Genomic DNA, 22,597 nt, shown 5'->3' with positions numbered 1-22,597 from the left:
CAGAATAGGTGCTTCCTGTCAGATTGCACGGTTGCTGCCGGAGTCGCCATGTACATTCCCGCCCACTTTGAAGAATCGCGCCCTGACGCGCTGCACGACCTGATCGCGCAGAATCCGTTCGGGACGCTCGTCACGCATGGCGAGCATGGGCTGGACGCGAACCACATCCCGTTCTTGCTGCTGCCGGAAGAGGGAAAGCTTGGCGTGCTGCATGCCCATGTGGCGCGTGCCAACCCGGTCTGGAAAGACGTGGCGAACGGCGATGAGGTGCTCGTCATCTTCCACGCGGGCGATGCGTACATTTCACCGACGTGGTATCCGAGCAAGCACGAAGCCCACCGGCAGGTGCCGACATGGAACTACCGCGTCGCGCATGCGCATGGCCGGATCACCGTGCGTGACGACGAGCGTTTTGTGCGCGGCGTGGTGGCACGCCTGACGCGCACGCATGAGGCATCACAACCTGCGCCGTGGAAGATGTCCGACGCCCCAACGGACTACACCGACGCGCTGCTCAAGATGATCGTCGGCATCGAGATCGAGATCACGCGCATCGAAGGCAAGCTCAAGCTGAGTCAGAACAAGGAGACGCGAGACATCGTCGGCGCCGGTGAGGCGCTCAGGGCCAGCGGCGAGCGTGTGATCGGCGACGCGATGCTGGCCTGCGCTGCTGCCAAGACAGAATAAAAGGCGGAGCGACGGACTGTTAATCCGTCGCTCCGCACTGCCTTACTTCATACTGCGTGCCGGCAGAATCTCGCCGCGCACTTCCCCGAAGCCCACGCGATAGCCATCGCCCTGGCACCAGCCGGTCAGGGTGACTTCGTCGCCGTCTTCCAGGAAGGTGCGCGTGGTGCCGTTGCCGAGGTCCAGCGGCTGCTTGCCGTTGACGGTCAGCTCCAGCAGGCTGCCGTAAGAATCCGGCGTCGTTCCGCTAATGGTGCCCGAGCCCATCAGGTCACCCACGCGCACGTTGCAGCCGGACACGGTGTGGTGCGCAAGCTGCTGCGCCATCGTCCAGTACATCGCGCGGAAATTCGTGCGGGCGATCGTCGTGCGCGCGCCGCCGTGTGGGCGCAGCGCGGTTTCGAGGGCGATGTCGTAAGCGTTCGGCCGGCTCTGGCGCAGGTACTCCAGCGGCTCTGGCGACTGCGCCGGGTTGGCCACGCGGAACGGCTCCAGCGCCTCCATCGTCACGATCCACGGCGAGATCGATGTACCAAAGCCCTTCGAGTTGAACGGGCCGAGCGGCACGTATTCCCATTGCTGGATGTCGCGCGCGCTCCAGTCGTTGAGCAGCACGACGCCGAACATGTGGTCCGGCGCCGCATCCACGGAAACCGGCTCACCGAGCGCACTGGGCTTGCCGACCACAAAGGCCATCTCCAGCTCGTAGTCCAGCTTGCGGCAGGCCGTGAAGATCGGACGCGGCTGGTCGGGCAGCTTGATCTGGCCCATCGGGCGGTGCAGCGGTGTGCCGCTCACCACCACGGAGCTGGCGCGGCCGTTGTAGCCGATCGGGATTTCCAGCCAGTTGGGCAGCAGCGCGTGCTCGGGATCTCGGAACATGCGGCCGACGTTGGTGGCGTGTTCTTTCGATGAATAGAAATCCGTGTAGCCGGGGATGTCGATCGGCAGGTGCATCACGGCATGTGCCTGCGGCACCAGCGCGCGAGCGTGCAGCGTGGCGTTGTCGCGCACGTGGGTGTCGGCCACGCTGAACAGCGCTTGGAGCTTCTTGCGCGTCTCCGCCCAGACGGGCTTGCCGAGTGCGATGAAGGTGTTGAGTTTGCCGGTGCGGAACGTGCCGCGTGTTGCTGCGGGGAGCAGGCCAGCGTCGTCCAGCACGCCGAGATCGATGACCTGATCGCCCAGGGCCACGCCTGCGCGTGGCGAGGGGTTTTCCTTGGTGGAGAAGATGCCGAAGGGCAGGTTTTCCAGGGGGAAGTGGGTGTCGGGGGTGTTGGCGGATTCTAGCCAGCTTAGTTGGCGGTGGGTCATGATGGGGCGGTGGATTGTTTTGTGGGCGGTTTGTGCTGACGCTGTTGGTGCATCTGGTGTTTCACCCCCTGCCGGGGGCGACTCACTTTCTTTGTCTTGCCAAAGAAAGTAAGCAAAGAAAGGCGCGCCCGAGATGGCGACTTCCCCTTGAATTTATGTCGCAGGGAGGGGAAGGGAAAAACTCGCTTCGCTCAGACAGTTTCCCTTCCTTTTTCCTCCCTGCAACAGAAATTCAAGGCGCCATCTAGGGCAGGGTACGGCCACACCTTCTGGATGCTCGCCTTGGCGCCAAGGCGGTGTTCTTAGGGCTTGGTCGGGTCGAAATGCTTCTTCAGGCCTTGCCAGCATTCGAAGTACCTGGCTTGCAGTTGCGCCGATTCCGCCGCGAAGCGCGTCGGGCGAATGACTGCTGGCGTCTCGAACATGAAGGCCATCGTTGCGTCGACTTTATGCGGCTTGGTGGTGTCGCCGTTGCTGGCTTTCTCGAACGTGTCGGCATCGGGGCCGTGACCGCTCATGCAGTTGTGCAGGCTGGCACCGCCCGGCACGAAGCCTTCGGCCTTGGCGTCGTACACGCCCTGGATCAGGCCCATGAATTCGCTTGCGACGTTGCGGTGGAACCAGGGCGGGCGGAATGTGTTTTCAGCGGCGAGCCAGCGCGGCGGGAAAATCACGAAGTCGATGGTGTCCACGCCCGGCGTGTCGGAGGGGCTTTGCAGCACCAGGAAGATCGACGGGTCCGGATGGTCGTAGCTGATCGAGCCGATGGTGTTGAACAGGCGCAGGTCGTACTTGTACGGCGCGAGGTTGCCGTGCCAGGCAACGACGTCCAGCGGCGAGTGGCCGATCTTCGCGGTCCACAGGCTGCCTTGGAATTTTGCGACGAGTTCGAAGTTGCCCTCGCGGTCTTCGTACCACGCGTGCGGGGTGAGGAAGTCGCGCGGGTTGGCCAGGCCGTTCGAGCCGATCACGCCGAGGTCGGGCAAGCGGAAGAGCGCGCCGAAGTTCTCGCAGATGTAGCCGCGTGCGTCACCGTCCGGCAGTTCGACGCGGAAGCGCACGCCGCGCGGGACGACCACAATCTCCAGCGGTTCGACATCGACCACGCCCATCTCCGTCAGCAGGCGCAGGCGGCCTTGTTGCGGGACGATCAGCAGCTCGCCGTCGGCGTTGTAGAAGAAGCGCTCCGTCATTGACGCGTTGGCGGCGTACAGGTGGATGCCGCAGCCCGTTTGCGCGTCCGGCCCGCCGTTGCCGGCGAAGGTGACGATGCCGTCGATGAAATCGGTGCCGGCCGCCGGTGCGGGCAGCGGGTCCCAGCGCAACTGGTTGGGCGAGGGCGGTACCTCGTTGAAGTTGCTGTGGAAGCGGCCCTGCGCCATGGCTTCGAATGGCAGATGCACGGCGCCCGGCCGGATGCGATACAGCCACGAGCGGCGGTTGTGCGCACGCGGGGCGGTGAATGCCGTGCCGGAAATCTGTTCCGCATACAAGCCATACGGAGCCTTCTGCGGCGAGTTCTGGCCGTGGGGCAGCGCGCCGGGCAATGCTTCGGTGGCGAACTCGTTGCCGAAGCCGCTCTGGTAAGCGGGCCGGTCCAGCGACGCGGGGGTGAATGCGTTCTTGGCCGTCGGGGCGAGCATGTTCATGGTGAAGTCCTTGGAGAAAAAATCAGGAGCGTCTTCAGGGAAAGCGTAGTCGTTACCAGACCATCAGGCGGGCTTGCCGGTTGTGCGGCCGGAGGCAAAGCGTGCGGCGTCCGCGCCACTGGCGGCCAGCGTAAGCACCAGCACCATGCCGAACGACACCATCGCCGGCACCGCCGCGGCCGAGAACAACGCCGGGCCGCTCCACTGCATGGCAATCAGTTGCCCGCCGATCACCGGGCCGATGACAGAGCCGATGCGGCCCACGCCAAGGCTCCAGCCGATGCCGGTGGCGCGCAGCGTGGTGGGGTAATACGTGGCGGCGAGCGCATTCACCGCAGGCTGTCCGCCGACGATGCAGAAGCCCGCCACGAACACCACCGTCACGAGCAGAGGCAGCGCAGCCGCCACATGGCCGATCAGCCCGACGGTGACGCAGGCGATCAGGAAGCACACGGCCAGCACGCGCACAAAGCCCAGGCGATCGATCAACCGGCCCAGCGTGAGCGTGCCGATCACACCGCCCACCTGCAGCGCGGTGGCGACCAGCACAGCGGTATCCGTCGGATATCCGGCATCGCGAATCAGCGTCGGCAGCCAGTTCGACAGGAAGTACAGGTCGATCAGGTTCATGAAGTTGATGACCCACAGCACGAGCGTGACCTTGGCGCGGCCTTCCGTGAAGAGCGCGGAGACCGGCATGCCACCCGCGGGCGCCTCGGGCACCACGAATTGCGTCTGCGCGTTCACCTGCAGTTGCGGCGCGAGCTTGCCCAGCCAGCGAGTCAGACGCTGATGGCGCGTCTGCCGCATTTGCCCATGGCCCTTGAGCACCAGGTATTGCAGGGATTCCGGCAGCCACAGCACCATCATCACGCCAATGACAAGAGGCACCAGGCCGCCCACCAGAAAGACCGCATGCCACCCAAAGCGCGACAGCAGCGCTGCGCTCACAAAGCCGCCAAGCGCCGCGCCCACGGTAAAGCCGCACGACACCAGCATCATCCAGGTCACGCGCGTGCGTGCGGGGCTGAACTCGCCGGCTAGCGCCATCGCGTTGGGCATGATGCAGCCCAGCCCCAGGCCCGTGACAAAGCGCAGGATAAGCAGGGCGCTCACCGTTTCGACCTGCGTGGTGGCCAGCATGCACGCTGCAAAGAAGAACGTGGCGACGATCAGCACCGGCCGCCGCCCGAAGCGGTCGCCCAGCACGCCAAACACCAGCGAGCCGACCAGCATGCCGAACAACCCCGCGCCAAATACCGGCCCGAGGCTTGCCTTGGTGATATTCCAGTCCTTGATGATGGCGGGCGCCACATAGCCCATGGCCTGCACGTCAAAGCCGTCGATGATCAGGCACAGCCCGCAGATGGCGAGCAACAGGATCTGGAAGCCGCCAACCTTGCCCTGGTCGATCAGGCGGGCGAGGTCGATGGGCGTGGATGGCGCTTCATGAGCGGCGGGGGCAGGGCGCATGGTGGTCTCCGGTGGCGGCGTTGCCGCTCTGTTCTGGATTCTTGGTATGCGCGTATTGTCCGGATTGAATGAAAATTTGGAATATCAATGCGAGAATGCGTGCTATTGATTTTGTGAATGTCGAGGCGCTGCCATGCTCAATCTGCGGGATGTCGACCTGAACCTGCTGGTGCTGTTTCAGGAAATCCTGCGCGAAAAGCGCATCTCCGTCGTGGCCGAGCGGCTGGGCCTGTCGCAGCCTGCGGTAAGCAACGCGTTGTCGCGCCTGCGCCAGACCTTTGACGACGAACTCTTTGTTCGCACCCCGCGCGGCATGATGCCGACCGCACTTGCCGAGCAATTGGCCGAACCGGTGGCGATGGCGCTTGACACGCTGCAACGCGCCCTCGGCCAGCGCACGCATTTTGATGCGGCCACTTCCACGCGCACCTTCACGATTGCCATGAGCGACGTCGGCGAGGTGTATTTCATGCCGGTGCTGGCGCAGTTATGTGCCGAGCAGGCGCCAGGCGTGCGGCTCGACACGCTGCGTGCGGGCGGGTTCGACATGAAGGCCGAAATGGAGGCCGGTGCCATCGACCTAGCCATTGGCGCGTTCGATGATCTTTCCGGCGAGAGCCTCTTCCAGCGCCGCCTGTTCCGGCAGGATTACGTGACGATGTTCCGGCGCGGCCATGCGCTGTCGGAGGGCAAGCTGACGCTGGAGCGCTTTCGCGCAGCGTCGCACCTCGTGGTGGCAAGTTCGGCCAGCCCCTACAACGCCATCGGGCCGCTGCTCGACAAGGCGGGGATCACGCAGTCGGCGCGCTTTTCGGTGCCGCACTTCGTGGCGGTGCCGTACATCGTCAGCACGACCGACCTGGTGGTGACGGTGCCGCGCAAGCTGGCCGAGCGTGCGGCGCCACCCTTCGGGCTGGAATTCGTGGCGCCGCCGCTCAAGCTGCCGGCGTTGCAGACGAATGTGTTCTGGCACCGGCGTTTCCATCAGGACGCCGGCAACCAGTGGCTGCGCAACCTCGTCGCGCAGCGCTTTGCCGAACTGGAAGGCTAGGCGTCAGCCGGCCGAGACCGTGCGCTGCAATTGTTCGTGCAAGCCGACAAGACAACGAAAAGCACGAAGACGGGTTGCTGTGTATTGCCGTACCGGTATTCGGCCGCTTTGACCGCGTGATTGCGGGGCTGTCGATCGCGTTGCCGACCATGCGTTACGGCGCCGATACCAAGGCGCTCTACGTTGCGCTGCTGCAGCAGGCGGGGGCGGCTATCTCGTCGCGGCGTGGGCATCACCCTGCATCCGACTGAGCGCTCTGCAGGATCAGCCAGTCCGTCTTATCCTCTGCGTTGTCTCTCGCATCTGAGCCTGTGCGCTCAGCATTCCATTTCCATCGTATTGGAGTCGATCACATGCGTTACAACCAGCTGGGCCGGACGGGCCTGTTTGTATCGGAGCTGTGCCTGGGCACGATGACCTTCGGCGGCAACGACGGCATCTGGCAGCATATCGGCGATTTGCAGCAGGCCGATGCCGAGCGCCTGATCGGGCGCGCGCTCGACGCCGGGATCAACTTCATCGACACGGCCGATGTATACGCCAACGGCGTCGCTGAACAGATGACGGGGCAGGCGCTCAAGAACCTGAAGGTGTCGCGCGACAGCGTGGTCGTCGCCACCAAGGTGTTCGGGCAGACCGGCGACAGCGTGAATGCGCGCGGCGCCTCGCGGTTCCACATCATGGACGGCATCAAGGCGAGCCTGAAGCGCATGCAGCTCGACCATATCGATCTTTATCAGATCCATGGTTTCGATCCCGCCACGCCGATCGAAGAAACCGTGCGTGCGCTCGACACGCTGGTCCAGCATGGCCACGTTCGCTATGTGGGTGTATCGAACTGGGCGGCGTGGCAGATCGTCAAGGCGTTGGGCATTGCCGAGCGGCTGGGCTGCGCACGCTTCGAAAGCCTGCAGGCGTATTACACAGTTGCCGGCCGTGACTTGGAGCGCGAGCTGGTGCCGATGCTCAAGAGCGAAGGCCTGGGCCTGATGGTATGGAGCCCGCTGGCTGGCGGGCTGCTCAGCGGAAAATACACGCGCGAGCAGCACGGCGAGCACGACAGCCGCCGCAACAAGTTCGATTTCCCGCCGGTGGACCGCGCGCGTGCCTACACGTGTGTGGATGCCATGCGCGTCATGGCCAATGCGCGCAGCGTGTCGGTCGCGCAGATTGCGCTGGCGTGGCTGCTGCATCAGCAGGCAGTGACCACCGTGATCGTCGGTGCCAAGAAGATCGAGCAGTTCGACGACAACATCGCAGCCACCAAGGTTGAACTGACGGCGGATGAACTCGCGCAGCTCGACGAGCTGAGCAAACTCCCGGCCGAATACCCGGGCTGGATGCTGGAGCGGCAAGGGGAGTACCGGCGTGGCCAGCTTGCCGGAATGCGGCAGGCCGGGCGTTAGTCTGCCGGCTCAAAACGTTCGCCTTTGAACACGCGGCGCGGGTTGCCGCCTCCACCTGGTGATGGAGCGCCCGCCGCTGCGCACGCTCCGCCGCGTCGGCTGCCGCGTCGTGGTCCGCCAGCTTGTGTGCGAGCAGCAGCACGGCCGCCCCCGTCTTGTTGACATGCTGCGCTCCGGGCCCGGACGAACGGTAGCGTTTTGGGGGAGCGCGTCGCACATCGCGCAACCCCAATTGCACGCACAATCAAGCGTAAGTGTTGGTTTGTTGAAACGCGATGGCGCTCAGGCCGCAGTGGCTGGCAATGCCAGTCGCGCCGCTGCCAGCGCTTCGCGCAGTACCGCCATGTCTCCGATATGGTTTGCAAGCAGCAGGATGAGCTGCGCGTTGAGCATCGCGCTGTGCTCGTCGCTAAGGTTGCGGTGCGCGTCGATCAGCGCCTCGTAGAAATCATCCGGACGCGGCAGGTTCGCTTGTGTGTTCAGCGGCATGGTGATCGGTATTCAGCTCAGGCGGACACGGTAGCGCGCGAGGTCGCGGCAGGCGCGGTCTGGCCGGTGGCACGAAGCAACGCGGCGGCCAGCTTGGCAGGATCGAGTGCGCGCCAGCGTGCGCAGACGTGCTGATCGGGGCGGATCAGGTAAGTCGTGCCGGGGCGCGCGTCATAGCGTTGCGCGACCAGCCCGTCGATGTCTTCCAGCGCCGTCACGTTGGCTGAGACTGTGCCCATGCCGCCGGCCGGAAAGATCGCTAGCGTCGGCAACGGCAGCGCATCGACGTGTTCTCCCGCACCGCAGAAGCGCAGCACGGTGAAGCTGTCGCGCAGATGGCTGAGCAGCCAGTCGGCGCGGCCATCGGCATGGCGTACCGGCGCATCAAGTGCGACAGCGCCGGGCACGAGCGTGCAGGCGAAAGGCGCTTCATCCGCTGTCTGCAACGGAGAACCTTCAAGCACCGTTGGCATCGAGAGCCGACCGCTGTTGACCAGCGTCCGCGCAAACGGATAGTGCTTGGCCAAGCGCAGTGTGGCATCGCGAAAGATCCGACTGACCGCGCTCTTGGGCGTGATGAAATCCGTCGAGCGGGTGGAGTGGCGGATGTTGTCGTCGGCGGCAAACTCGCGCTCGCTCGCGTACGTGTCGAGCAGCGCGTCGGGCGCATCGCCGGCAAGCACCATGCGCAACTTCCACGCGAGGTTCTCGGCATCCTGCAAGCCGCTGTTGGCGCCGCGCGCGCCGAACGGCGACACCCGATGTGCCGCATCGCCGATAAAGAGCACGCGGCCGTGGCGGAAGCGGTCCATGCGTTCGCACGAGAACGTATAGACGCTGACCCATTCCAACTCGAACTCGACGCCTTCCCCGAGCAGCGCACGCACGCGCGGGATGACGCGCTCGGGTTGCTTTTCGGCCACGGGGTCGGCGTCCCAGCCGAGCTGGAAATCGATGCGCCAGACGTTGTCGGGCTGGTGGTGCAGCAGCACCGATTGATTCGGGTGGAACGGCGGATCAAACCAGAACCAGCGTTCGCTCGGGAAGGGCGCATCCATACGCACGTCGGCGATCAGGAAGCGGTCTTTGAACGTCTGGCCGTGGGCTTCGAGGCCCATCATGTTGCGGACCGGGCTGCGCGAGCCGTCGGCGGCGACCACGTATTGCGCGCGCTGCTCGTACGTGCCGTCGGGCGTCTCGATGTTGAGCGTTACACCATCGGCATCCTGTATGAGGGCCGTCACCTTGTTCTTCCAGCGCAGCTCGATGTTCGGCAAGGCTTGCGCGCGTTCAACGAGAAAGCCTTCGACGTAGTACTGCTGCAGGTTGATGAACGCCGGCCGGCGGTGTCCGGTTTCGGGCAGCAGGTCAAAGCTGTAGAGCAGTTCGTCCTTGAGGTAGACCTTGCCGACGTTCCAGCTCACGCCCTTGTCGACCATGCAGTCGCCGCAGCCAAGCCGATCGAAAATCTCCAATGACCGCTTGGAGAAGCAGATCGCGCGCGAGCCGGTCGACAGCGTGCAATCATCGTCGACGACGACCACGGCCACACCTTGCTGCGCCAGATCGATGGCCGTGGCCAACCCCACCGGCCCCGCGCCGACGATGACGACGGGGCGGGCCGCAGGTGCGGCGCCGCGCTGCTGCTCGGCGCACGGCGCATACGCGAAGACGCGGTTCTGGAAGTCGGGGTTCATGTTCAGCCTTGCAGGGCGGCCCACATTTCCTTGTCGCGCTCGGCGGTCCAGATGCGCGGGTGCTTGATGCCGCTGGCCTCATCAAAGGCACGCGTCACGTCAAACGGCAGGCAGTGCTCGTAGATGAAGACGCTGCCGAATTTCGGGTCCATGGCCGCGCGGGTGTGCGCCATGGCCGCCTTCAGGTCCATCTTCTGCGCGACGGCTTCTTTGCCGCGCTGAAGCAGGGTCGACACGAAATCCCGCGTATAGGCGAGCCCCTTGTCGACCTCGGCCGGATTGAGCAACGCGGGGCCGCGGCCGGGCACGAGCTTGTCGGCGCCGAGCGCGCGCAACGCATCGAGCGTGGCGGGCCATTCTTCGAGCTGCGCGTCGCCGCAGTAGCAGGCGGCGTCGTATTCGACGAGGTCACCGGAGAACAGCACCTTCTGCGACGGAATCCACACCACCGTATCGCCCTTCGTGTGGCCGGGGCCGAGGTGCAGGATCTTCACTTCCAACTTGCCCAGAAACAGTGTCAGCTCGCGCTCGAACACCAGCGTCGGCCACGTCAGGCCCGGCACGGTTTCCACGCCGGCAAACAGGCGCGGGAAGCGCTCGATTTCGGACTTCATATCGGCCTCGCCGCGCTCGACGATCATTTCGTACGTGCCGCGGCTGGCAATGATGTTCTGCGCGCCCTCGGCAAAGTAGGCCGATGCACCCAGCACGCGCACCGCGTGATAGTGCGACAGCACCACGTGCTTGATCGGCTTGTCGGTGATGGCCCGGATGCGTGCGATCAGGTCTTGCGCCATCGCCGGCGTGGCGGTGGTGTCGACGATCAGCACCGAGTCGTCGCCGATGATGACGCCGGAGTTCGGGTCGCCCTCGGCTGTATAGGCGTAAGCGTTGGGGGAGAGCTGGGTGAAGGTGACTTGTTTGGCCTCGAGGTCGGCTTGCGAGGCGAAGGCTTTGGCCATTCTGTCACTCCTGGTGTAGTGGATTACGGTTGGGGGAATTGCTTTTCAACATGCATGGCTCGGGAAGCCTGCGTGGGGTTGGGGTGAGGGCAAGCCATGCCGAACGCTGGCAATCATAGACCGCACGGTCGGGAGACGCGCCTAGGGTATACGTTGATTATGGTTAGAAGCATTGTTTATACAATGCATAAAAATCAAAATCGGCCGTCTACGCGTAGCCGCGTGCTACGCTCGCAGCACTTTGTCGGCCCCGCCCAGCCAATACGCCCCGAGACATGGAGACCACGGAAGTCGAAGACGACCCGCCACCCGATGGCGATGCAGAAGACGCGCGCGCCAGCCGCGACCGTTCGGGCATCCAATCCATCGAAGTTGGCTCTCAATTACTCGTGGCGCTCACGCGTGCCATGCGGGCGATGGCGCTCGGCGATCTGGCACGCGCGGCGCGCATGCATCCGTCCAAGGCTCACCGCTACCTGGTGAGCCTGCAGCGCGTGGGCGCGGTGTCACAAGACCCGCTGACCGGCCGTTACGACCTTGGGCCATTTGCACTGCGCCTGGGGCTTGCCAGCCTCAATCGCTCCGATGCCATTGTCCGCACGCGACCGTTGCTTGCGGGGCTGCGAGACCAGACCGGCCATACCATTGGCATTGCGGTGTGGAGCGATCGCGGTCCGACCGTTGTGCACTGGGAAAAGGCCGGTGGCGCGCCCGGCGTGAACCTGCGGATCGGCGACGTCCTGCCAATGCTCAATTCCGCCACCGGCCGCCTGTTCGGCGCCTATCAGCCAATGGAACAGACGCTGCCTCTGGTGGAGCGCGAACTGCACGAGCGCGCCAGCGACGATCTACCCGGCCTGCCGCGTTCGCTGACCGACTATTACCGTCTGTGCGAAGACGTCCGCACCGAAGGCGCGTCGTGGGTCACGGGCAGCCTGCTGCCGGGCGTGAATGCGTTGTCGCTGCCGGTGTTCGGCGCGCGTGGGCAACTTGTGCTGGTGCTGATCGCGCTGAACGTGCAACCGCTGTTTCACGCGCAGCGCGGCGGCGAGCTGGAGCACACGCTGCGCACGTTCGTGATGCGCCTGTCTGCCATGCTGCAGGCACCCGCGGAACGCCCTGCAAAGGCCGGCACGCGGCGAAGCAGGGCGGCGCGTTAGGGTTGTCGCCAATTTCATCCTGTCGTAAGAAATTTACTATCTCGTAACTCGTGGCGCCCCCTTGCCCGGTCCACAGCCGGCGCGAACTCCACGACTACAAGAACGAGGAGCTTCATGGACTTGTCGATTGCCGCCATCCTGGCGCAAGACGGCGTGACATCGGGCGCGATCTACGCGCTGCTGGCACTGGCGCTCGTGCTGGTGTTCTCCGTCACGCGCGTGATCTTCATCCCGCAGGGCGAATTCGTGGCGTATGGCGCGCTCACGCTGGCGGCCATCCAGGCCAACAAGGCGCCGCTCTCTGCCAGCATGCTCGTTGTGCTGGGCGTGCTGACGTTTCTCGTTGAGATGGGCCGCACGCTGCTGCAACCTGAACTGCGCCTGCATGCGCTTCGCACAGGCGCCATCTATGCCGGCAAATACCTGCTCTTTCCGGTTGCCGTCTACCTGGCGGCCCGAATGTTCACTCCGATGACGCTGCCGATGCTTGCGCAGGTCGCGTTGACATTGCTGATCGTCATTCCCATGGGGCCAATGATCTACCGCCTGGCCTACGAGCCGTTGGCCGAAGCCAGCACGCTGGTGCTGCTGATCGTCTCGGTGGGCGTGCACTTTGCGCTGGTGGGTCTCGGCCTTGTGATGTTCGGCGCGGAAGGCTCGCGCACGGATGCATTTTCCGATGCGCGCTTTGATCTGGGCGCGCTCAGCGTGTCTGGCCAGAGCCTGTGGGTGGTGGCCGTGTCGGTGCTGATGATCGTGGCGCTGTACTTCTATTTTGGCCGCACGGTGTCGGGCAAGGCGCTGCGCGCGACGGCAGTGAACCGGCTGGGTGCGCGGCTGGTCGGCATCGGCACCACGCAGGCGGGGCGGCTGGCTTTTACGCTGGCAGCGGCGCTTGGCGCGCTGTGCGGCATCCTGATTGCGCCGCTGACCACGGTCTACTACGAGTCCGGTTTCCTGATCGGCCTGAAGGGCTTCGTTGGCGCCATCGTGGGCGGGCTCGTGAGCTATCCGGTGGCCGCGCTGGGTGCGCTTCTGGTGGGGCTGCTGGAGTCGTATTCATCGTTCTGGGCGTCGGCTTTCAAGGAGGTGATCGTGTTCACGCTCATCATTCCGGTGCTGCTGTGGCGATCGCTCACCACCAAGCATGTCGAGGAAGAGGAATAAGCCGATGAACACGCTGACCAAATCTTCCGCCGGCACTGCGCAGCGCAGCTGGGTTTCGCGCAACCGCGTGCTGATTGCGTTGTTCGTGGTTGTGCTTGCGTTGATCCCCATCGTGCCAACGCCCGAGTTCTGGATCACGCTGCTCAACTACATCGGGCTCTATAGCCTCGTCGCGCTTGGGCTGGTGCTGCTCACGGGGGTGGGCGGGCTGACCTCGTTCGGGCAAGCGGCGTTCGTTGGCCTCGGTGCATACAGCACTGCCTATCTGACAACGCAGTACGGGGTCTCGCCGTGGATCGGCCTGCTGGCCGGGCTGGTGATCACGGTTATCAGCGCCTACGTGATCGGCCTGATCACGATGCGCATGTCGGGCCACTACCTGCCGCTGGCGACGATTGCGTGGGGCCTGTCGTTGTTCTTCCTGTTCGGCAACCTGGAATTCCTGGGCAAGTACGACGGGCTGAACGGCATTCCGGTGCTGAATGTGCTCGGCAAATCGCTGCAGACCGGCCGCGAGATGTTCTACCTCATCTGGGCCGTCGTCGTCGTGGCTGTGCTGGCTGTCCAGAACCTGCTGAACTCGCGCCCAGGCCGCGCCATCCGCGCACTCAAGGGCGGCGGCACCATGGCCGAGGCGATGGGGGTGAACACCGCGTGGATGAAGGTGGTGATCTTCGTGTTTGCGGCGGTGCTGGCGTGTATTTCGGGCTTTCTCTATGCGCATCTGCAGCGCGCGGTGAACCCGACGCCGTTCGGCCTGAACTACGGTATCGAATACCTGTTCATGGCGGTGGTCGGCGGCGTGGGCCACGTGTGGGGCGCGGTGCTTGGCGCGGGTCTGCTGACCATCCTGAAAGACAGCCTGCAAAGCATTCTGCCGAAGCTGCTCGGCTCCAACGGCAACTTCGAAATCATCGTGTTCGGCGTGCTGCTCGTGCTGTTGCTGCAGTACGCGCGCGATGGCGTATGGCCGTTCATCCGCAAGCTGTTTCCACCGGCACCGACGGCTCGCGCGCCCGACGATGCACCGGCTCTCAAGCAGCGCGAGAAGCCCCAAGCCGGTGAGCTGATCCTAGATGTACGCGCCGCACGCAAGGAGTTTGGCGGCCTGATTGCCGTGAACGACGTCAGCTTCCAGGTGAAGGCCGGCGAGATCATCGGCCTGATCGGCCCCAATGGCGCGGGCAAGTCCACCACCTTCAACCTAGTGACGGGCGTGCTGCCGGTCACGCGTGGCGAGGTGCTCTACCGTGGCGAGCACATCAGCGGCAAGCCTTCGCGCGAGATCGTCAAGCGCGGCATCGGCCGCACCTTCCAGCATGTGCAATTGCTGTCGGGCATGACCGTTTTGGAGAACGTGGCGCTTGGCGCCCACCTGCGCGGCGATTTTGCGGCGCAGGGCGGCGTGCTCGCCAGCGTGGTGCGCATGAACCAGGCCGAAGAGCAGAAGCTGCTGTTCGAAGCGCGCCGCCAACTGGAGCGCGTAGGCCTGGCCGATTGCATGTATCTGGAAGCCGGCAGCCTCGCGCTGGGCCAGCAACGCATTCTGGAAATCGCCCGCGCGCTGTGCTGCGACCCGGGGCTGCTGCTGCTCGATGAACCCGCCGCTGGCCTGCGCTACAAGGAAAAGCAGGCGCTGGCTGCGCTGCTTACCAAGCTCAAAGCCGAAGGCATGAGCGTGCTGCTGGTGGAGCACGACATGGACTTCGTCATGAACCTCACCGATCGGCTGGTCGTCATGGAATTCGGCACCAAGATCGCCGAGGGGCTGCCGCAGGAAGTGCAGCAGAACCCGGCTGTGCTGGAAGCCTACCTGGGCGGCGTGGAATAAGGAGAACGCGCATGTCAGTCATCCTGGAAGTGAAGGACCTGCACGTCCGCTATGGCAAGGTGGAAGCGCTGCATGGCGCCAACCTGAAGGTGGGGGCGGGCCAGATCGTGACCGTCATCGGCCCGAACGGCGCCGGTAAATCGACCATACTTGGCGCCATCATGGGCGCGCTGCCAATCACCGGTTCGGCCAACGGCGTGGTCTCGTATCTCGGCCACAACCTGACCGGTCTGCCCGTGGAAAAGCGCGTGGCACGCGGTATGTGCCTCGTTCCGGAAAAGCGCGAGCTGTTTGCCACTATGAGCGTGGAAGACAACCTCGTGCTGGGCGCGTACCGCCGCAAGCGGGCGGGTGAACGCAGCTACCTCGACCAGATGGAGGTGGTGTACGACTTGTTCCCGCGCCTGAAAGAGCGTCGCGTGCAGGAAGCCGGCACGCTCTCGGGCGGCGAGCGCCAGATGCTCGCCGTGGGCCGCGCGTTGATGGCCAAGCCCCAGTTACTGATGCTGGATGAGCCGAGCCTCGGCCTTGCGCCGCTCATCGTCAAAGAGATCTTCCACATCATCAGCGACCTGCGCAAAACCGGCGTGGCAACGCTGCTGATCGAACAGAACGCACGCGCCGCCCTGCAGGTGGCCGACTACGGCTACGTATTGGAAACGGGCGATATGACGCTCGAAGGCCCGGCGCAGGAATTGGCCGTCAACCCCCGCGTGATCGAAACCTACCTGGGCTTGGCGAAGAAGGCCGCCTGAGCGCTGCCGGGAGCCGGATCAATCGTCGTCGTCATGACGATGGTGCCGGCGCCATTCACGCTCACGCCAGCGTTGTTCGCGCCATTGGCGTTCCTGCCATTCGCGGCCGCGCCCATCGTCGTAGTAGCCGGGGGCAACGATGACCGGCTGCGGCGCGACATAGACGGGGGCCGGCGCATAGTAGGCCGGCGGCGGAGGCGGGGCGTACACCGGCGCGGGCTCGACATAAACCGGTGCGACGGGCACACCGATTCCAATATCGACATTGACACGGGCCAGGGCCGCCTGCGACGACAGCGCTGCAGCGGCTGCCAGCACGTACAGCGCGAAGTTCTTATGCATGTGGGAATTCCTCAAGACGCTGCACTGTAGTAGGAGCGGGCGCGCGCAGTCTTACAGAAGCGATACGGGTGTTACAAATTGTAACGGAGTGACGCCATGGCCGCTCACGGCAACGCGCGCTCCATCAGTTCTGCGTCCTCTCCGTACACCGCGCGCAGAGCGGCCAACGCGGCACCATCCACGTCGGCGGGCTGATAACCAAGGCGCCGCCAGAACACATCCGCGCCTTGCACCGCTACCAACCGGGATTGGCGCAGCCCCTGCGCATGGGCGCTGGCGGATGCCATGGCGTAAAGCTGCTCGCCCAAACGCTGCCCGCGGCCGGCAGGAGCGATGGCCATGTCGTGCACGAACCAGAGCACATTGGCTGCATCCGCAATGGGTAGCGGCACGTGCAATTTGGGCGGTGTCCATGCATGCCACGCATGCGAAAGCAGGTAGCCGACCACCTCGCCGCAGCGCACGGCAACCAGGCACATGGCCGGACTGCGCGCCCAGCGGCTGGCAAGCGCGTCGCCCGGTTCCAGAAAGCCGTCGCCGTAGCACGCCTGTTGCACGGCCAGGATGCCGGGCAAGTCGTTTGCAGCGATCGGGCGGATGGTGAGTTCGGACATGAGGTGCGTTTGGCCGAAAACGGGGGAGTCTACCGGAGGGGTTGTCTGCATCATGCTGTTTTCGCATAACGTGGGCACGCATCGGTATTCGCGGCATGGTGCCCGTATCCTGTAGATTCATTGGCAGGGCAGTCCCGCCCGCACTTGAATCCCTCTCTCAGCATGTCGCGAATCATCTTCCTCAACGGCCAATACGTGCCGGCCGCCGACGCCACCGTCTCCGTCATGGACCGTGGCTTCACCTTTGCCGATGGCATCTATGAAGTGACCGCCGTGGCGCGCGGCAAGCTCGTCGACAACGACGCGCACCTCGCCCGCTTGACGCGGTCGCTGTCCGAGATCGGCATCGACAACCCGTACACCGCTGCCGAATGGACGCGTGTGTGCGAAGAGCTGGTGGCGCGCAACGGGCTGGAAGAAGGCGTGGTCTACATGCAGGTCACACGCGGCGTCGCCGAGCGCGATTTCGGCATCCCGGCCGACATCACGCCGACGGCCGTGGCGTTCACGCAGGTCAAGTCCATCGTCAACAGCCCGCTGGCCAAGAAGGGCGCAACCGTGGTGACGGTGCCCGACCTGCGCTGGAAGCGTTGCGACATCAAGAGCGTCGGCTTGCTGCCGCAGGTGATGGCCAAGCAGATCGCCGCGCGCGCCGGCGCGCATGAAGCCTGGATGACCGACGGTGACCGTGTGACCGAAGGCGCGTCTTCCACCGCGTTCATCATCACCCCCGATAGGCGCCTGATCACGCGTCCGCTGTCGAACGCTGTGCTGCCGGGCATCACGCGTGTGTCGATCCTGGCGCTGGCGCGTGAACATGGCCTGACGCTGGAAGAACGCACCTTTACCGTGGCCGAAGCCCAGCAAGCCGCCGAGGCGTTCTACACCAGCGCGTCGACGTTCGTGATGCCGGTGGTGTCCATCGACGGCGTGCAAATTGGCAACGGCCAGCCCGGTCCGCTCACCCAGGCACTTCGCACGCTGTATCTGCGTTTTGCCGGCGTGGACGTTGCCGAGCCCGTCGACCAGATGTGACGCAAGCGGTTGCGCCTGCGCGGTAGAATCGCCCGCTGAGTTTTTTGCAGCAAGGCGAGACATCCCATGAAAACAGGAGGCTGGCGCTGGCAAAGCGCCATCGCGGTGACCGCTCTGGTTGCCGCGCAGTGCGCAGCGATGCCCGTATCCGCACAAACCATCTCTGCGTCGGCTACTGTGCCGACGGGGGCCGCGCAAGCCGTTTCGGCCGATGCGACACCCGCCCTCGAATCAGCCGGCGCCGATTCCCGCTGGCGCCGGTTCGAGAGCATCAACGGCATCGTGTCGTATATCGACCGGCAATCGGTCAAGCCCCAGCCAAGCGCCGAGGCAGGCGCCGACACGCACACCGTGCATTTCAGGTTGCTGCGCAACGTGCTGCCCGACTTCACGATCAAGACAGCAGATGGGCAGCCGATCCGTTCGTCGGTCAAGCAGGTCGTGCTGGACTGCGCGCGACATAGCTATACGGTAATTGCGCAAACGCTCTATCGCGCGCGCAACGCTACCGGCAAGCCGCTTTACCAGATCCATTACGGCGACGAGGCGCAAAGCCGCTCGCTGCGCGAAGGCAGCGTGTTCGAATGGATCGCCGGGCGCTTTTGCGGCGCGGGCCACTAACGCTGGGGGCGGCATGGGCGGCATAAATGCCGCCCGGCGCGTTCCCGTTCAGATGGGCGCGGCTTCCCGGCTGTCGCTTCCGCTCTCGCTGTCTTCTCGGCCGCGCGCGTAAGGCTGCCGTTCCTGTTCAAGCTCTGGATAACGGCGTGAGGCGAAGCCCATGGCGGCTTCGTACGAGCCGAACTGGTTGGATTCGGCGGCCACACCGTCGTTGACCAGGATTGCGTACCACTTCCCGTAGAGCGGGCCGTACACCACGACCTTGCTTTTCATCGTCTTGTCCCTGTTTCTTGTATCGATGGCCGACAACGCGGTTTGCGCGCAGCGGCGGCTCGGGCCGTCCGGGCGCCAGGTCATGGCGCGCCGTCAGCTTTGTGGCGGACGATGATTACAGTGAGTTACACGCGCGTCAACGTTTGCGTTGGGCGCAATGCCCTAGTCGCGTCAGGCCGGTGCCAGCGTGCCTGCTACGCGCGCCTGCCGCAGTTCGGGGGGCTCGTTCCCTGAGTCGACGTAGTCGGCAAAGCAGCGGATGCAGTCTGCCACCCAGTCAGGGCGGCGCAGGGGCAGCCAGTGACCCGCGTCCACCTCATGGCGCCAGTAGTGCGACACCCAAGCTTCCACAGCGCGCGTAACCGCGGGGCTGACGTAGCGGTCGCGCGTTGGCACGACCAGTTGCACGGGTGCATGCGGTGCGCGTGCCTGGGGGCGCGCGAGGCGCTCACGAAAATTTGCGCGATACATTCGCACGCCGTTGCAAGCATCGCGCACAAGCGTCGGCCGCTGCGCTTTGATGCGAATGCCCTCCGTCTTGCGCAGCCACCACGGCCAAGCACCTGCCACCCACAGTCGCCACGACCATTCGGGCACCAGCGGCAGGTTGAAATAGCCGACGTACCACGATTGCAGCCGCTGCTTCCACACCGCACGTTTGGCGGCCCATGTGCCGGCGTCGAGCTGCGTGCGCATCCAGTGGCCGACGTGGTCCAGGCACGGCCCCGAGATCGACGTGTAAGACGCGATGCGCCCACGCAACCGGTCGGTCGTCACGGATTCCCAGCTATGGATGGAGCCCCAGTCGTGACCGACCAGATGGAAGCGCTCGCCGGGCAGCAACGCGTCGGCCACGGCGGCAAGGTCGTCGACAAACTGGGGGATGCGGTAACCGGTGGTATCTGCGGGGGCGTCTGACAGGCCGGCACCCCGCACGTCGAAGGTGAGCACACGGCGCTCGTGCGCCAGCGTGTCGCGCACGCCGTCCCAGACGGAGCTGTCGTCCGGATAGCCATGCACGAGAACGATGGCAGGGCGCTCCCGAGCGGAATGGTCGGCGGGCTGTGTCATGCGGGCATGCAGGCGAATGTCGCCGGAGCGCACCACGTGGCTGCTGTGCATCGAGAGGACTCCTGGAAAAGGGATGCGGTGCAATCTCTGCAGCCTACGAAGTAACGGGGCGATGCGACAACGCGTGTTTTTACCCGTTTCAAGCAGTGCCTGACGCACTCGCTGGAGGGTCGGCCTGCAACAACGGCGTGGCTGCCGTGAAAGCTGCCAGATGCTCCAGCAACGTACGCACCTTGCGCGGCAACTGTTGTTGCGGCCACACCGCGTAGATGGGTCGCTGCGGCGTACGCCAATCGGGCAGCAGGCGCACCAGCCGGCCAGCCTCCAGCGCTTGATGGCAGAGCGTGCGAGGGCAGTACAGCAGGCCGAGGCCCGTTTCCGCCAACGTCACGCCCAGTTCGATGTCGTTCAGGTCGCAGCGTCCATGAGGCTGCAGTTCGATGGTCTCCTCGCCATCGGGTGAGGTGAAGCGCCATGTCGAGAGCGGCGATGACACCAACAGCCGATGCGCTTGCAATTCATGTGGATGGGTCGGCGCGCCCTGCTCGGCCACGTACGCAGGCGACGCCACCAGCACCATCCCGATGACACCGAGCCGCCGCTGCCGCAGCTTCGGGTCGTCCTGCTGGCCGACGCGGATGGCAAGATCGGCGCCATGCCGCCACACGTCTTCATTGCGGTTGCTGAGCGATAGCTCGAGGCGGATCTCCGGCCACGTCGCCATGAAGCTCGCATACGCGTGTGCGAGGAGCCCGCGCGACAGGTTCAACGGCGCAAGAACACGCAGGGTGCCCTTCACCTGATTGAGATCGTCGTCGAGCGTGGCCGTGGTTTGCGCAAGCGCGGTCAACAGCGGGCGGCATTGCTCGTAGTACAGCTGGCCCTCCGGCGTCGGTTTCAGGCTGCGGGCGCTGCGCAGCAGAAGCTGGCAGCCGAGCGAGGTCTCGAGCTTCTGCAGGCGCCGCGTCAGCGTGGCGGGCGGCAGGTTGGCGTGACGGGCCGCTGCCTGCAGGCTGCCGTGGTCCACGATGGAAACAAAGAGAGCCAGATCGTCGAGCATGATTCCATTTTCGGAATTTAAGTTTCAGTAAACGTCTATAGTTTCTATAAACGCGGTTGTCTAGCATGCCGTCAATCACATTTGATGGCTTGCAAGGAGAACCGCCATGTCGATGCCCGTTTCCACCGCCACACGTCTTCGCATCATCTTTGCCTGGATGATGTCGGGCCTGATGTCGTTGTTGATGACGGGCTGGATCGGCTGGATCAACGCCGGTATCAGCTCCGACTTTCTCGCCCGCTGGGCGCATGCCTTCGTACTGGCGTGGCCGGCCGCCTTCACCATCGTGCTGATTGCGGCGCCGCTGGTGCAGCGGCTGACACAGCGCCTCGTGGTGCCCAGTCCGATGCAGCCCTGAAAAGAAAACAGCCCACCGGGAGGACGGTGGGCCGCAAGGTTGACAGCAGGAAAGACCGATTGAAGCGGACGCCGGACCGACATCCCGTTGGGTCCGGCGATATGGCTTGTACAACACCCGACCCTTATCGTAGTGACGCTGATGTGCGTGGAGATCGCACGGCCCGATATCGGGTCATGACCGGGCCATGGAGCGCACTGTAGAGCGCCGATGCTTTCAGCAAACTTTCTTCCGTCGGCCGGCCTTCTACGGACAATCCCTAGGTTCGGGTATGGCTCGGGCGTTGCCGATGTCGTGCGCGGCACATGGCCGCTGCCGGGGCGAAGCAGCACGAGTAGGCGTAGTCAACATCAACGCGCCGTGCTGTTGGGCAGGTCCGATTCTCAACGCTAAGGGGCTAAGCCATCGGTAGGAAAGCCGGCTGCATGCAGGGCGGCCGGCTGGCAGAATGCCGGAGCGTTGCCACCCGTCCAGCCCACCATGTCCGCACCTGCCGACCTCCACATCCGCTCTGTTCACCAAGACGACTTCGCTGCGTGGAAACCGCTCTGGGATGACTACAACGCCTTTTACGGCCGTGCGGGCGAGACGGGCTTGCCCGACATCGTCACGCAGACGACATGGCAGCGCTTCTTCGACGAAACGGAGCCGGTGCACGCGCTGGTGGCCGAGCGTGGAGGCGAGCTGCTCGGCATCGTGCATTTCCTCTACCACCGCAGCACCACGCAAATCGGCATGAGCTGCTATTTGCAGGATCTGTTCACTGCGCAGGCCGCGCGCGGGCAGGGCGTGGGGCGGGCCTTGATCGAAGCGGTCTACCGTCGCGCGCAGGCCGACGGCTTGCCGCGCGTCTATTGGCAGACACACGAAACCAACGCGACCGCCATGCGGTTGTATGACACGCTGGCGGACAAGTCGGGCTTCGTGGTGTATCGCAAATTGTTCTGAGCCGTTCTGGCCTCAACAATCGAGTTTCGGCACGTCGAAGTGCTTCCAATCGCTACCGCCTTCGGCTCCGTACCGCTAGCGCGGTGCCAAGACCTTTGTCCATTGCGCGATCCGGCGGACGGGTCGCCCACGGTGGACGCAATTTCCCGCAAACCATAGGGTAATCCCGCATCTGCGATTTCGAAGACGCGGTCTATAGTTGCACCTGTGTTCCAGATATTAACAGACGTTTCATAGGTAAAACAAGCGAAACGTGATGGAGTCGACAGATATGCAACCGCAATACAACCCCGACCTCGCTCCGTGGGAGCCGATTTCTCCAAACAACGTCGCTGGCAAGGGCCGGGTCGAGCGCCCGGGTTACGCCGCCAATCTGGTGTGGCAAACGCGCGCGACCGAGCCGACAGCCTATGAGAATCAATTGGCCGATTCGCTGGAAGCGGCATTCCTGGGTGGCGCGCAAACGCCGGCCGACATCGTGGCCGTACTGAACGAGCGCGGCCCGCGCAACGCCGCCGGCGGCGAGACCTGGACGGAAGACACGTTCCTGGCCGAGATGCGCCGCTTGGGCGCCTGAGCGCCGGCTGGATCCAACACGATTCGACGCCGCATCGCCCGCAGAGGCGCACGGCTC

At 64.5% G+C, this 22,597-nt stretch carries 23 protein-coding genes and 1 pseudogene; 13 read left to right on the top strand and 11 right to left on the bottom strand.

The features are described 5' to 3' along the window. Positions 1–48 precede the first annotated feature (48 nt). Positions 49–687, top strand: coding sequence for an FMN-binding negative transcriptional regulator (locus CFE42_RS21280; protein ID WP_004634868.1), 639 nt, complete (start codon positions 49–51; stop codon positions 685–687). A gap of 42 nt (positions 688–729) precedes the next feature. Here the strand turns inward: CFE42_RS21280 and fahA are convergent, their stop codons facing one another. The 3 genes from fahA to CFE42_RS21265 all read right to left on the bottom strand — a co-directional run bounded on the left by fahA (position 730) and on the right by CFE42_RS21265 (position 5,123). Next, a complete protein-coding gene (fahA, locus tag CFE42_RS21275) occupies positions 730–2,001 on the bottom strand; it encodes a fumarylacetoacetase (protein WP_004634866.1) in 1,272 nt (423 codons plus the stop codon). Positions 2,002–2,303: 302 nt separating this feature from the next. Further along, a complete protein-coding gene (gene hmgA / locus CFE42_RS21270) occupies positions 2,304–3,650 on the bottom strand; it encodes a homogentisate 1,2-dioxygenase (protein WP_004634864.1) in 1,347 nt (448 codons plus the stop codon). A gap of 63 nt (positions 3,651–3,713) precedes the next feature. Further along, positions 3,714–5,123: an MFS transporter gene (locus tag CFE42_RS21265; RefSeq protein WP_004634863.1), complete on the bottom strand. Its 1,410-nt coding sequence runs from the start codon at positions 5,121–5,123 to the stop codon at positions 3,714–3,716. A 133-nt stretch (positions 5,124–5,256) separates the two neighbouring features. On the opposite strand from CFE42_RS21265, the gene CFE42_RS21260 reads away from it, so the two are divergent. The 3 genes and pseudogenes from CFE42_RS21260 (at position 5,257) to CFE42_RS21250 (ending at position 7,580) form a co-directional block, all read left to right on the top strand. Further along, a complete protein-coding gene (locus tag CFE42_RS21260) occupies positions 5,257–6,174 on the top strand; it encodes a LysR family transcriptional regulator (RefSeq protein ID WP_004634861.1) in 918 nt (305 codons plus the stop codon). Positions 6,175–6,221: 47 nt separating this feature from the next. Further along, positions 6,222–6,425: pseudogene (locus CFE42_RS21255) on the top strand (IclR family transcriptional regulator C-terminal domain-containing protein); the annotation flags it as partial. Positions 6,426–6,527: 102 nt separating this feature from the next. After that, complete coding sequence (locus CFE42_RS21250; RefSeq protein WP_004634859.1) at positions 6,528–7,580, top strand: aldo/keto reductase; 1,053 nt, start codon at positions 6,528–6,530, stop codon at positions 7,578–7,580. Positions 7,581–7,862: 282 nt separating this feature from the next. Here the strand turns inward: CFE42_RS21250 and CFE42_RS21245 are convergent, their stop codons facing one another. The 3 genes from CFE42_RS21245 to CFE42_RS21235 are packed head-to-tail and all read right to left on the bottom strand — an operon-like array spanning position 7,863 to position 10,728. Then, positions 7,863–8,069 (bottom strand): DUF2783 domain-containing protein, encoded by a 207-nt coding sequence (locus tag CFE42_RS21245; protein WP_004634857.1) that lies wholly within the window; start codon positions 8,067–8,069, stop codon positions 7,863–7,865. A gap of 17 nt (positions 8,070–8,086) precedes the next feature. Further along, the gene (locus CFE42_RS21240; RefSeq protein WP_004634855.1) at positions 8,087–9,766 is read right to left on the bottom strand and encodes an FAD-dependent oxidoreductase; all 1,680 of its coding nucleotides are present in this window, start codon (positions 9,764–9,766) and stop codon (positions 8,087–8,089) included. 2 nt (positions 9,767–9,768) lie between these two features. Beyond that, positions 9,769–10,728 (bottom strand): MBL fold metallo-hydrolase, encoded by a 960-nt coding sequence (locus CFE42_RS21235; RefSeq protein WP_004634853.1) that lies wholly within the window; start codon positions 10,726–10,728, stop codon positions 9,769–9,771. A 275-nt stretch (positions 10,729–11,003) separates the two neighbouring features. Between CFE42_RS21235 and CFE42_RS21230 the strand changes: the two genes are divergently transcribed. The 4 genes from CFE42_RS21230 (at position 11,004) to CFE42_RS21215 (ending at position 15,641) form a co-directional block, all read left to right on the top strand. Further along, positions 11,004–11,888, top strand: coding sequence for an IclR family transcriptional regulator (locus CFE42_RS21230; RefSeq protein ID WP_004634851.1), 885 nt, complete (start codon positions 11,004–11,006; stop codon positions 11,886–11,888). Positions 11,889–12,002: 114 nt separating this feature from the next. Next, entirely contained in the window at positions 12,003–13,055 is a 1,053-nt protein-coding gene (locus CFE42_RS21225; RefSeq protein WP_004634849.1) for a branched-chain amino acid ABC transporter permease, read from the top strand. Positions 13,056–13,059: 4 nt separating this feature from the next. Beyond that, positions 13,060–14,886 (top strand): ATP-binding cassette domain-containing protein, encoded by a 1,827-nt coding sequence (locus CFE42_RS21220; protein WP_004634847.1) that lies wholly within the window; start codon positions 13,060–13,062, stop codon positions 14,884–14,886. A gap of 11 nt (positions 14,887–14,897) precedes the next feature. Further along, positions 14,898–15,641 carry an ABC transporter ATP-binding protein gene (locus CFE42_RS21215; RefSeq protein ID WP_004634845.1) on the top strand — a complete coding sequence of 248 codons (744 nt, stop codon included), beginning with the start codon at positions 14,898–14,900 and terminating at the stop codon, positions 15,639–15,641. An 18-nt stretch (positions 15,642–15,659) separates the two neighbouring features. Here the strand turns inward: CFE42_RS21215 and CFE42_RS21210 are convergent, their stop codons facing one another. Both CFE42_RS21210 and CFE42_RS21205 read right to left on the bottom strand, forming a co-directional pair. Further along, complete coding sequence (locus CFE42_RS21210; RefSeq protein WP_004634841.1) at positions 15,660–15,983, bottom strand: hypothetical protein; 324 nt, start codon at positions 15,981–15,983, stop codon at positions 15,660–15,662. Between the two features lie 104 nt (positions 15,984–16,087). Continuing rightward, positions 16,088–16,597 (bottom strand): GNAT family N-acetyltransferase, encoded by a 510-nt coding sequence (locus CFE42_RS21205; RefSeq protein ID WP_004634839.1) that lies wholly within the window; start codon positions 16,595–16,597, stop codon positions 16,088–16,090. A gap of 162 nt (positions 16,598–16,759) precedes the next feature. Here CFE42_RS21205 and CFE42_RS21200 point away from each other — a divergent pair, with 162 nt between their 5' ends. Both CFE42_RS21200 and CFE42_RS21195 read left to right on the top strand, forming a co-directional pair. Then, positions 16,760–17,632, top strand: coding sequence for a D-amino-acid transaminase (locus CFE42_RS21200; protein ID WP_004634837.1), 873 nt, complete (start codon positions 16,760–16,762; stop codon positions 17,630–17,632). Between the two features lie 66 nt (positions 17,633–17,698). Continuing rightward, the gene (locus tag CFE42_RS21195; RefSeq protein ID WP_004634835.1) at positions 17,699–18,253 is read left to right on the top strand and encodes a surface-adhesin E family protein; all 555 of its coding nucleotides are present in this window, start codon (positions 17,699–17,701) and stop codon (positions 18,251–18,253) included. A gap of 48 nt (positions 18,254–18,301) precedes the next feature. Here the strand turns inward: CFE42_RS21195 and CFE42_RS21190 are convergent, their stop codons facing one another. The 3 genes from CFE42_RS21190 to CFE42_RS21180 all read right to left on the bottom strand — a co-directional run bounded on the left by CFE42_RS21190 (position 18,302) and on the right by CFE42_RS21180 (position 20,657). Then, the gene (locus CFE42_RS21190; protein WP_004634833.1) at positions 18,302–18,610 is read right to left on the bottom strand and encodes a hypothetical protein; all 309 of its coding nucleotides are present in this window, start codon (positions 18,608–18,610) and stop codon (positions 18,302–18,304) included. Positions 18,611–18,697: 87 nt separating this feature from the next. Next, on the bottom strand, positions 18,698–19,648 hold the full coding sequence (locus tag CFE42_RS21185; RefSeq protein ID WP_004634831.1) for an alpha/beta fold hydrolase: 951 nt from the start codon (positions 19,646–19,648) through the stop codon (positions 18,698–18,700). Between the two features lie 88 nt (positions 19,649–19,736). Continuing rightward, entirely contained in the window at positions 19,737–20,657 is a 921-nt protein-coding gene (locus CFE42_RS21180) for a LysR family transcriptional regulator (protein WP_004634830.1), read from the bottom strand. A gap of 106 nt (positions 20,658–20,763) precedes the next feature. Between CFE42_RS21180 and CFE42_RS21175 the strand changes: the two genes are divergently transcribed. From CFE42_RS21175 to CFE42_RS21165, 3 genes are all read left to right on the top strand, one after another. Then, positions 20,764–21,015: a DUF2798 domain-containing protein gene (locus CFE42_RS21175; protein ID WP_004634828.1), complete on the top strand. Its 252-nt coding sequence runs from the start codon at positions 20,764–20,766 to the stop codon at positions 21,013–21,015. A 480-nt stretch (positions 21,016–21,495) separates the two neighbouring features. Further along, on the top strand, positions 21,496–21,963 hold the full coding sequence (locus CFE42_RS21170) for a GNAT family N-acetyltransferase (RefSeq protein ID WP_004634826.1): 468 nt from the start codon (positions 21,496–21,498) through the stop codon (positions 21,961–21,963). Positions 21,964–22,234: 271 nt separating this feature from the next. Beyond that, positions 22,235–22,540: a recombinase-like helix-turn-helix domain-containing protein gene (locus tag CFE42_RS21165; protein WP_004634823.1), complete on the top strand. Its 306-nt coding sequence runs from the start codon at positions 22,235–22,237 to the stop codon at positions 22,538–22,540. The last annotated feature ends 57 nt before the right edge of the window (positions 22,541–22,597 follow it).

The sequence above is a fragment of the Ralstonia sp. PBBBR1 genome, from assembly GCF_002256165.1.
Classification (GTDB): Bacteria; Pseudomonadota; Gammaproteobacteria; order Burkholderiales; family Burkholderiaceae; genus Ralstonia; species Ralstonia thomasii.
The sequence above is the reverse complement of the archived record's forward strand: the minus strand, read 5'-3'. Positions and strand labels throughout refer to the sequence as shown.

What these genes read in the sequence shown, in the direction of transcription:
- CFE42_RS21200 (WP_004634837.1), top strand. Translation starts at nt 16,760, where the DNA reads ATGTCGCGAATCATCTTCCTCAACGGCCAATACGTGCCGGCCGCCGAC.
- CFE42_RS21185 (WP_004634831.1), bottom strand. Translation starts at nt 19,648, where the DNA reads ATGCACAGCAGCCACGTGGTGCGCTCCGGCGACATTCGCCTGCATGCC.
- CFE42_RS21245 (WP_004634857.1), bottom strand. Translation starts at nt 8,069, where the DNA reads ATGCCGCTGAACACACAAGCGAACCTGCCGCGTCCGGATGATTTCTAC.
- CFE42_RS21205 (WP_004634839.1), bottom strand. Translation starts at nt 16,597, where the DNA reads ATGTCCGAACTCACCATCCGCCCGATCGCTGCAAACGACTTGCCCGGC.
- CFE42_RS21260 (WP_004634861.1), top strand. Translation starts at nt 5,257, where the DNA reads ATGCTCAATCTGCGGGATGTCGACCTGAACCTGCTGGTGCTGTTTCAG.
- CFE42_RS21225 (WP_004634849.1), top strand. Translation starts at nt 12,003, where the DNA reads ATGGACTTGTCGATTGCCGCCATCCTGGCGCAAGACGGCGTGACATCG.
- CFE42_RS21165 (WP_004634823.1), top strand. Translation starts at nt 22,235, where the DNA reads ATGCAACCGCAATACAACCCCGACCTCGCTCCGTGGGAGCCGATTTCT.
- CFE42_RS21235 (WP_004634853.1), bottom strand. Translation starts at nt 10,728, where the DNA reads ATGGCCAAAGCCTTCGCCTCGCAAGCCGACCTCGAGGCCAAACAAGTC.
- CFE42_RS21280 (WP_004634868.1), top strand. Translation starts at nt 49, where the DNA reads ATGTACATTCCCGCCCACTTTGAAGAATCGCGCCCTGACGCGCTGCAC.
- CFE42_RS21175 (WP_004634828.1), top strand. Translation starts at nt 20,764, where the DNA reads ATGTCGATGCCCGTTTCCACCGCCACACGTCTTCGCATCATCTTTGCC.
- CFE42_RS21265 (WP_004634863.1), bottom strand. Translation starts at nt 5,123, where the DNA reads ATGCGCCCTGCCCCCGCCGCTCATGAAGCGCCATCCACGCCCATCGAC.
- CFE42_RS21170 (WP_004634826.1), top strand. Translation starts at nt 21,496, where the DNA reads ATGTCCGCACCTGCCGACCTCCACATCCGCTCTGTTCACCAAGACGAC.
- CFE42_RS21210 (WP_004634841.1), bottom strand. Translation starts at nt 15,983, where the DNA reads ATGCATAAGAACTTCGCGCTGTACGTGCTGGCAGCCGCTGCAGCGCTG.
- CFE42_RS21230 (WP_004634851.1), top strand. Translation starts at nt 11,004, where the DNA reads ATGGAGACCACGGAAGTCGAAGACGACCCGCCACCCGATGGCGATGCA.
- CFE42_RS21220 (WP_004634847.1), top strand. Translation starts at nt 13,060, where the DNA reads ATGAACACGCTGACCAAATCTTCCGCCGGCACTGCGCAGCGCAGCTGG.
- CFE42_RS21180 (WP_004634830.1), bottom strand. Translation starts at nt 20,657, where the DNA reads ATGCTCGACGATCTGGCTCTCTTTGTTTCCATCGTGGACCACGGCAGC.
- CFE42_RS21250 (WP_004634859.1), top strand. Translation starts at nt 6,528, where the DNA reads ATGCGTTACAACCAGCTGGGCCGGACGGGCCTGTTTGTATCGGAGCTG.
- hmgA (WP_004634864.1), bottom strand. Translation starts at nt 3,650, where the DNA reads ATGAACATGCTCGCCCCGACGGCCAAGAACGCATTCACCCCCGCGTCG.
- CFE42_RS21215 (WP_004634845.1), top strand. Translation starts at nt 14,898, where the DNA reads ATGTCAGTCATCCTGGAAGTGAAGGACCTGCACGTCCGCTATGGCAAG.
- fahA (WP_004634866.1), bottom strand. Translation starts at nt 2,001, where the DNA reads ATGACCCACCGCCAACTAAGCTGGCTAGAATCCGCCAACACCCCCGAC.
- CFE42_RS21195 (WP_004634835.1), top strand. Translation starts at nt 17,699, where the DNA reads ATGAAAACAGGAGGCTGGCGCTGGCAAAGCGCCATCGCGGTGACCGCT.
- CFE42_RS21190 (WP_004634833.1), bottom strand. Translation starts at nt 18,610, where the DNA reads ATGACCTGGCGCCCGGACGGCCCGAGCCGCCGCTGCGCGCAAACCGCG.
- CFE42_RS21240 (WP_004634855.1), bottom strand. Translation starts at nt 9,766, where the DNA reads ATGAACCCCGACTTCCAGAACCGCGTCTTCGCGTATGCGCCGTGCGCC.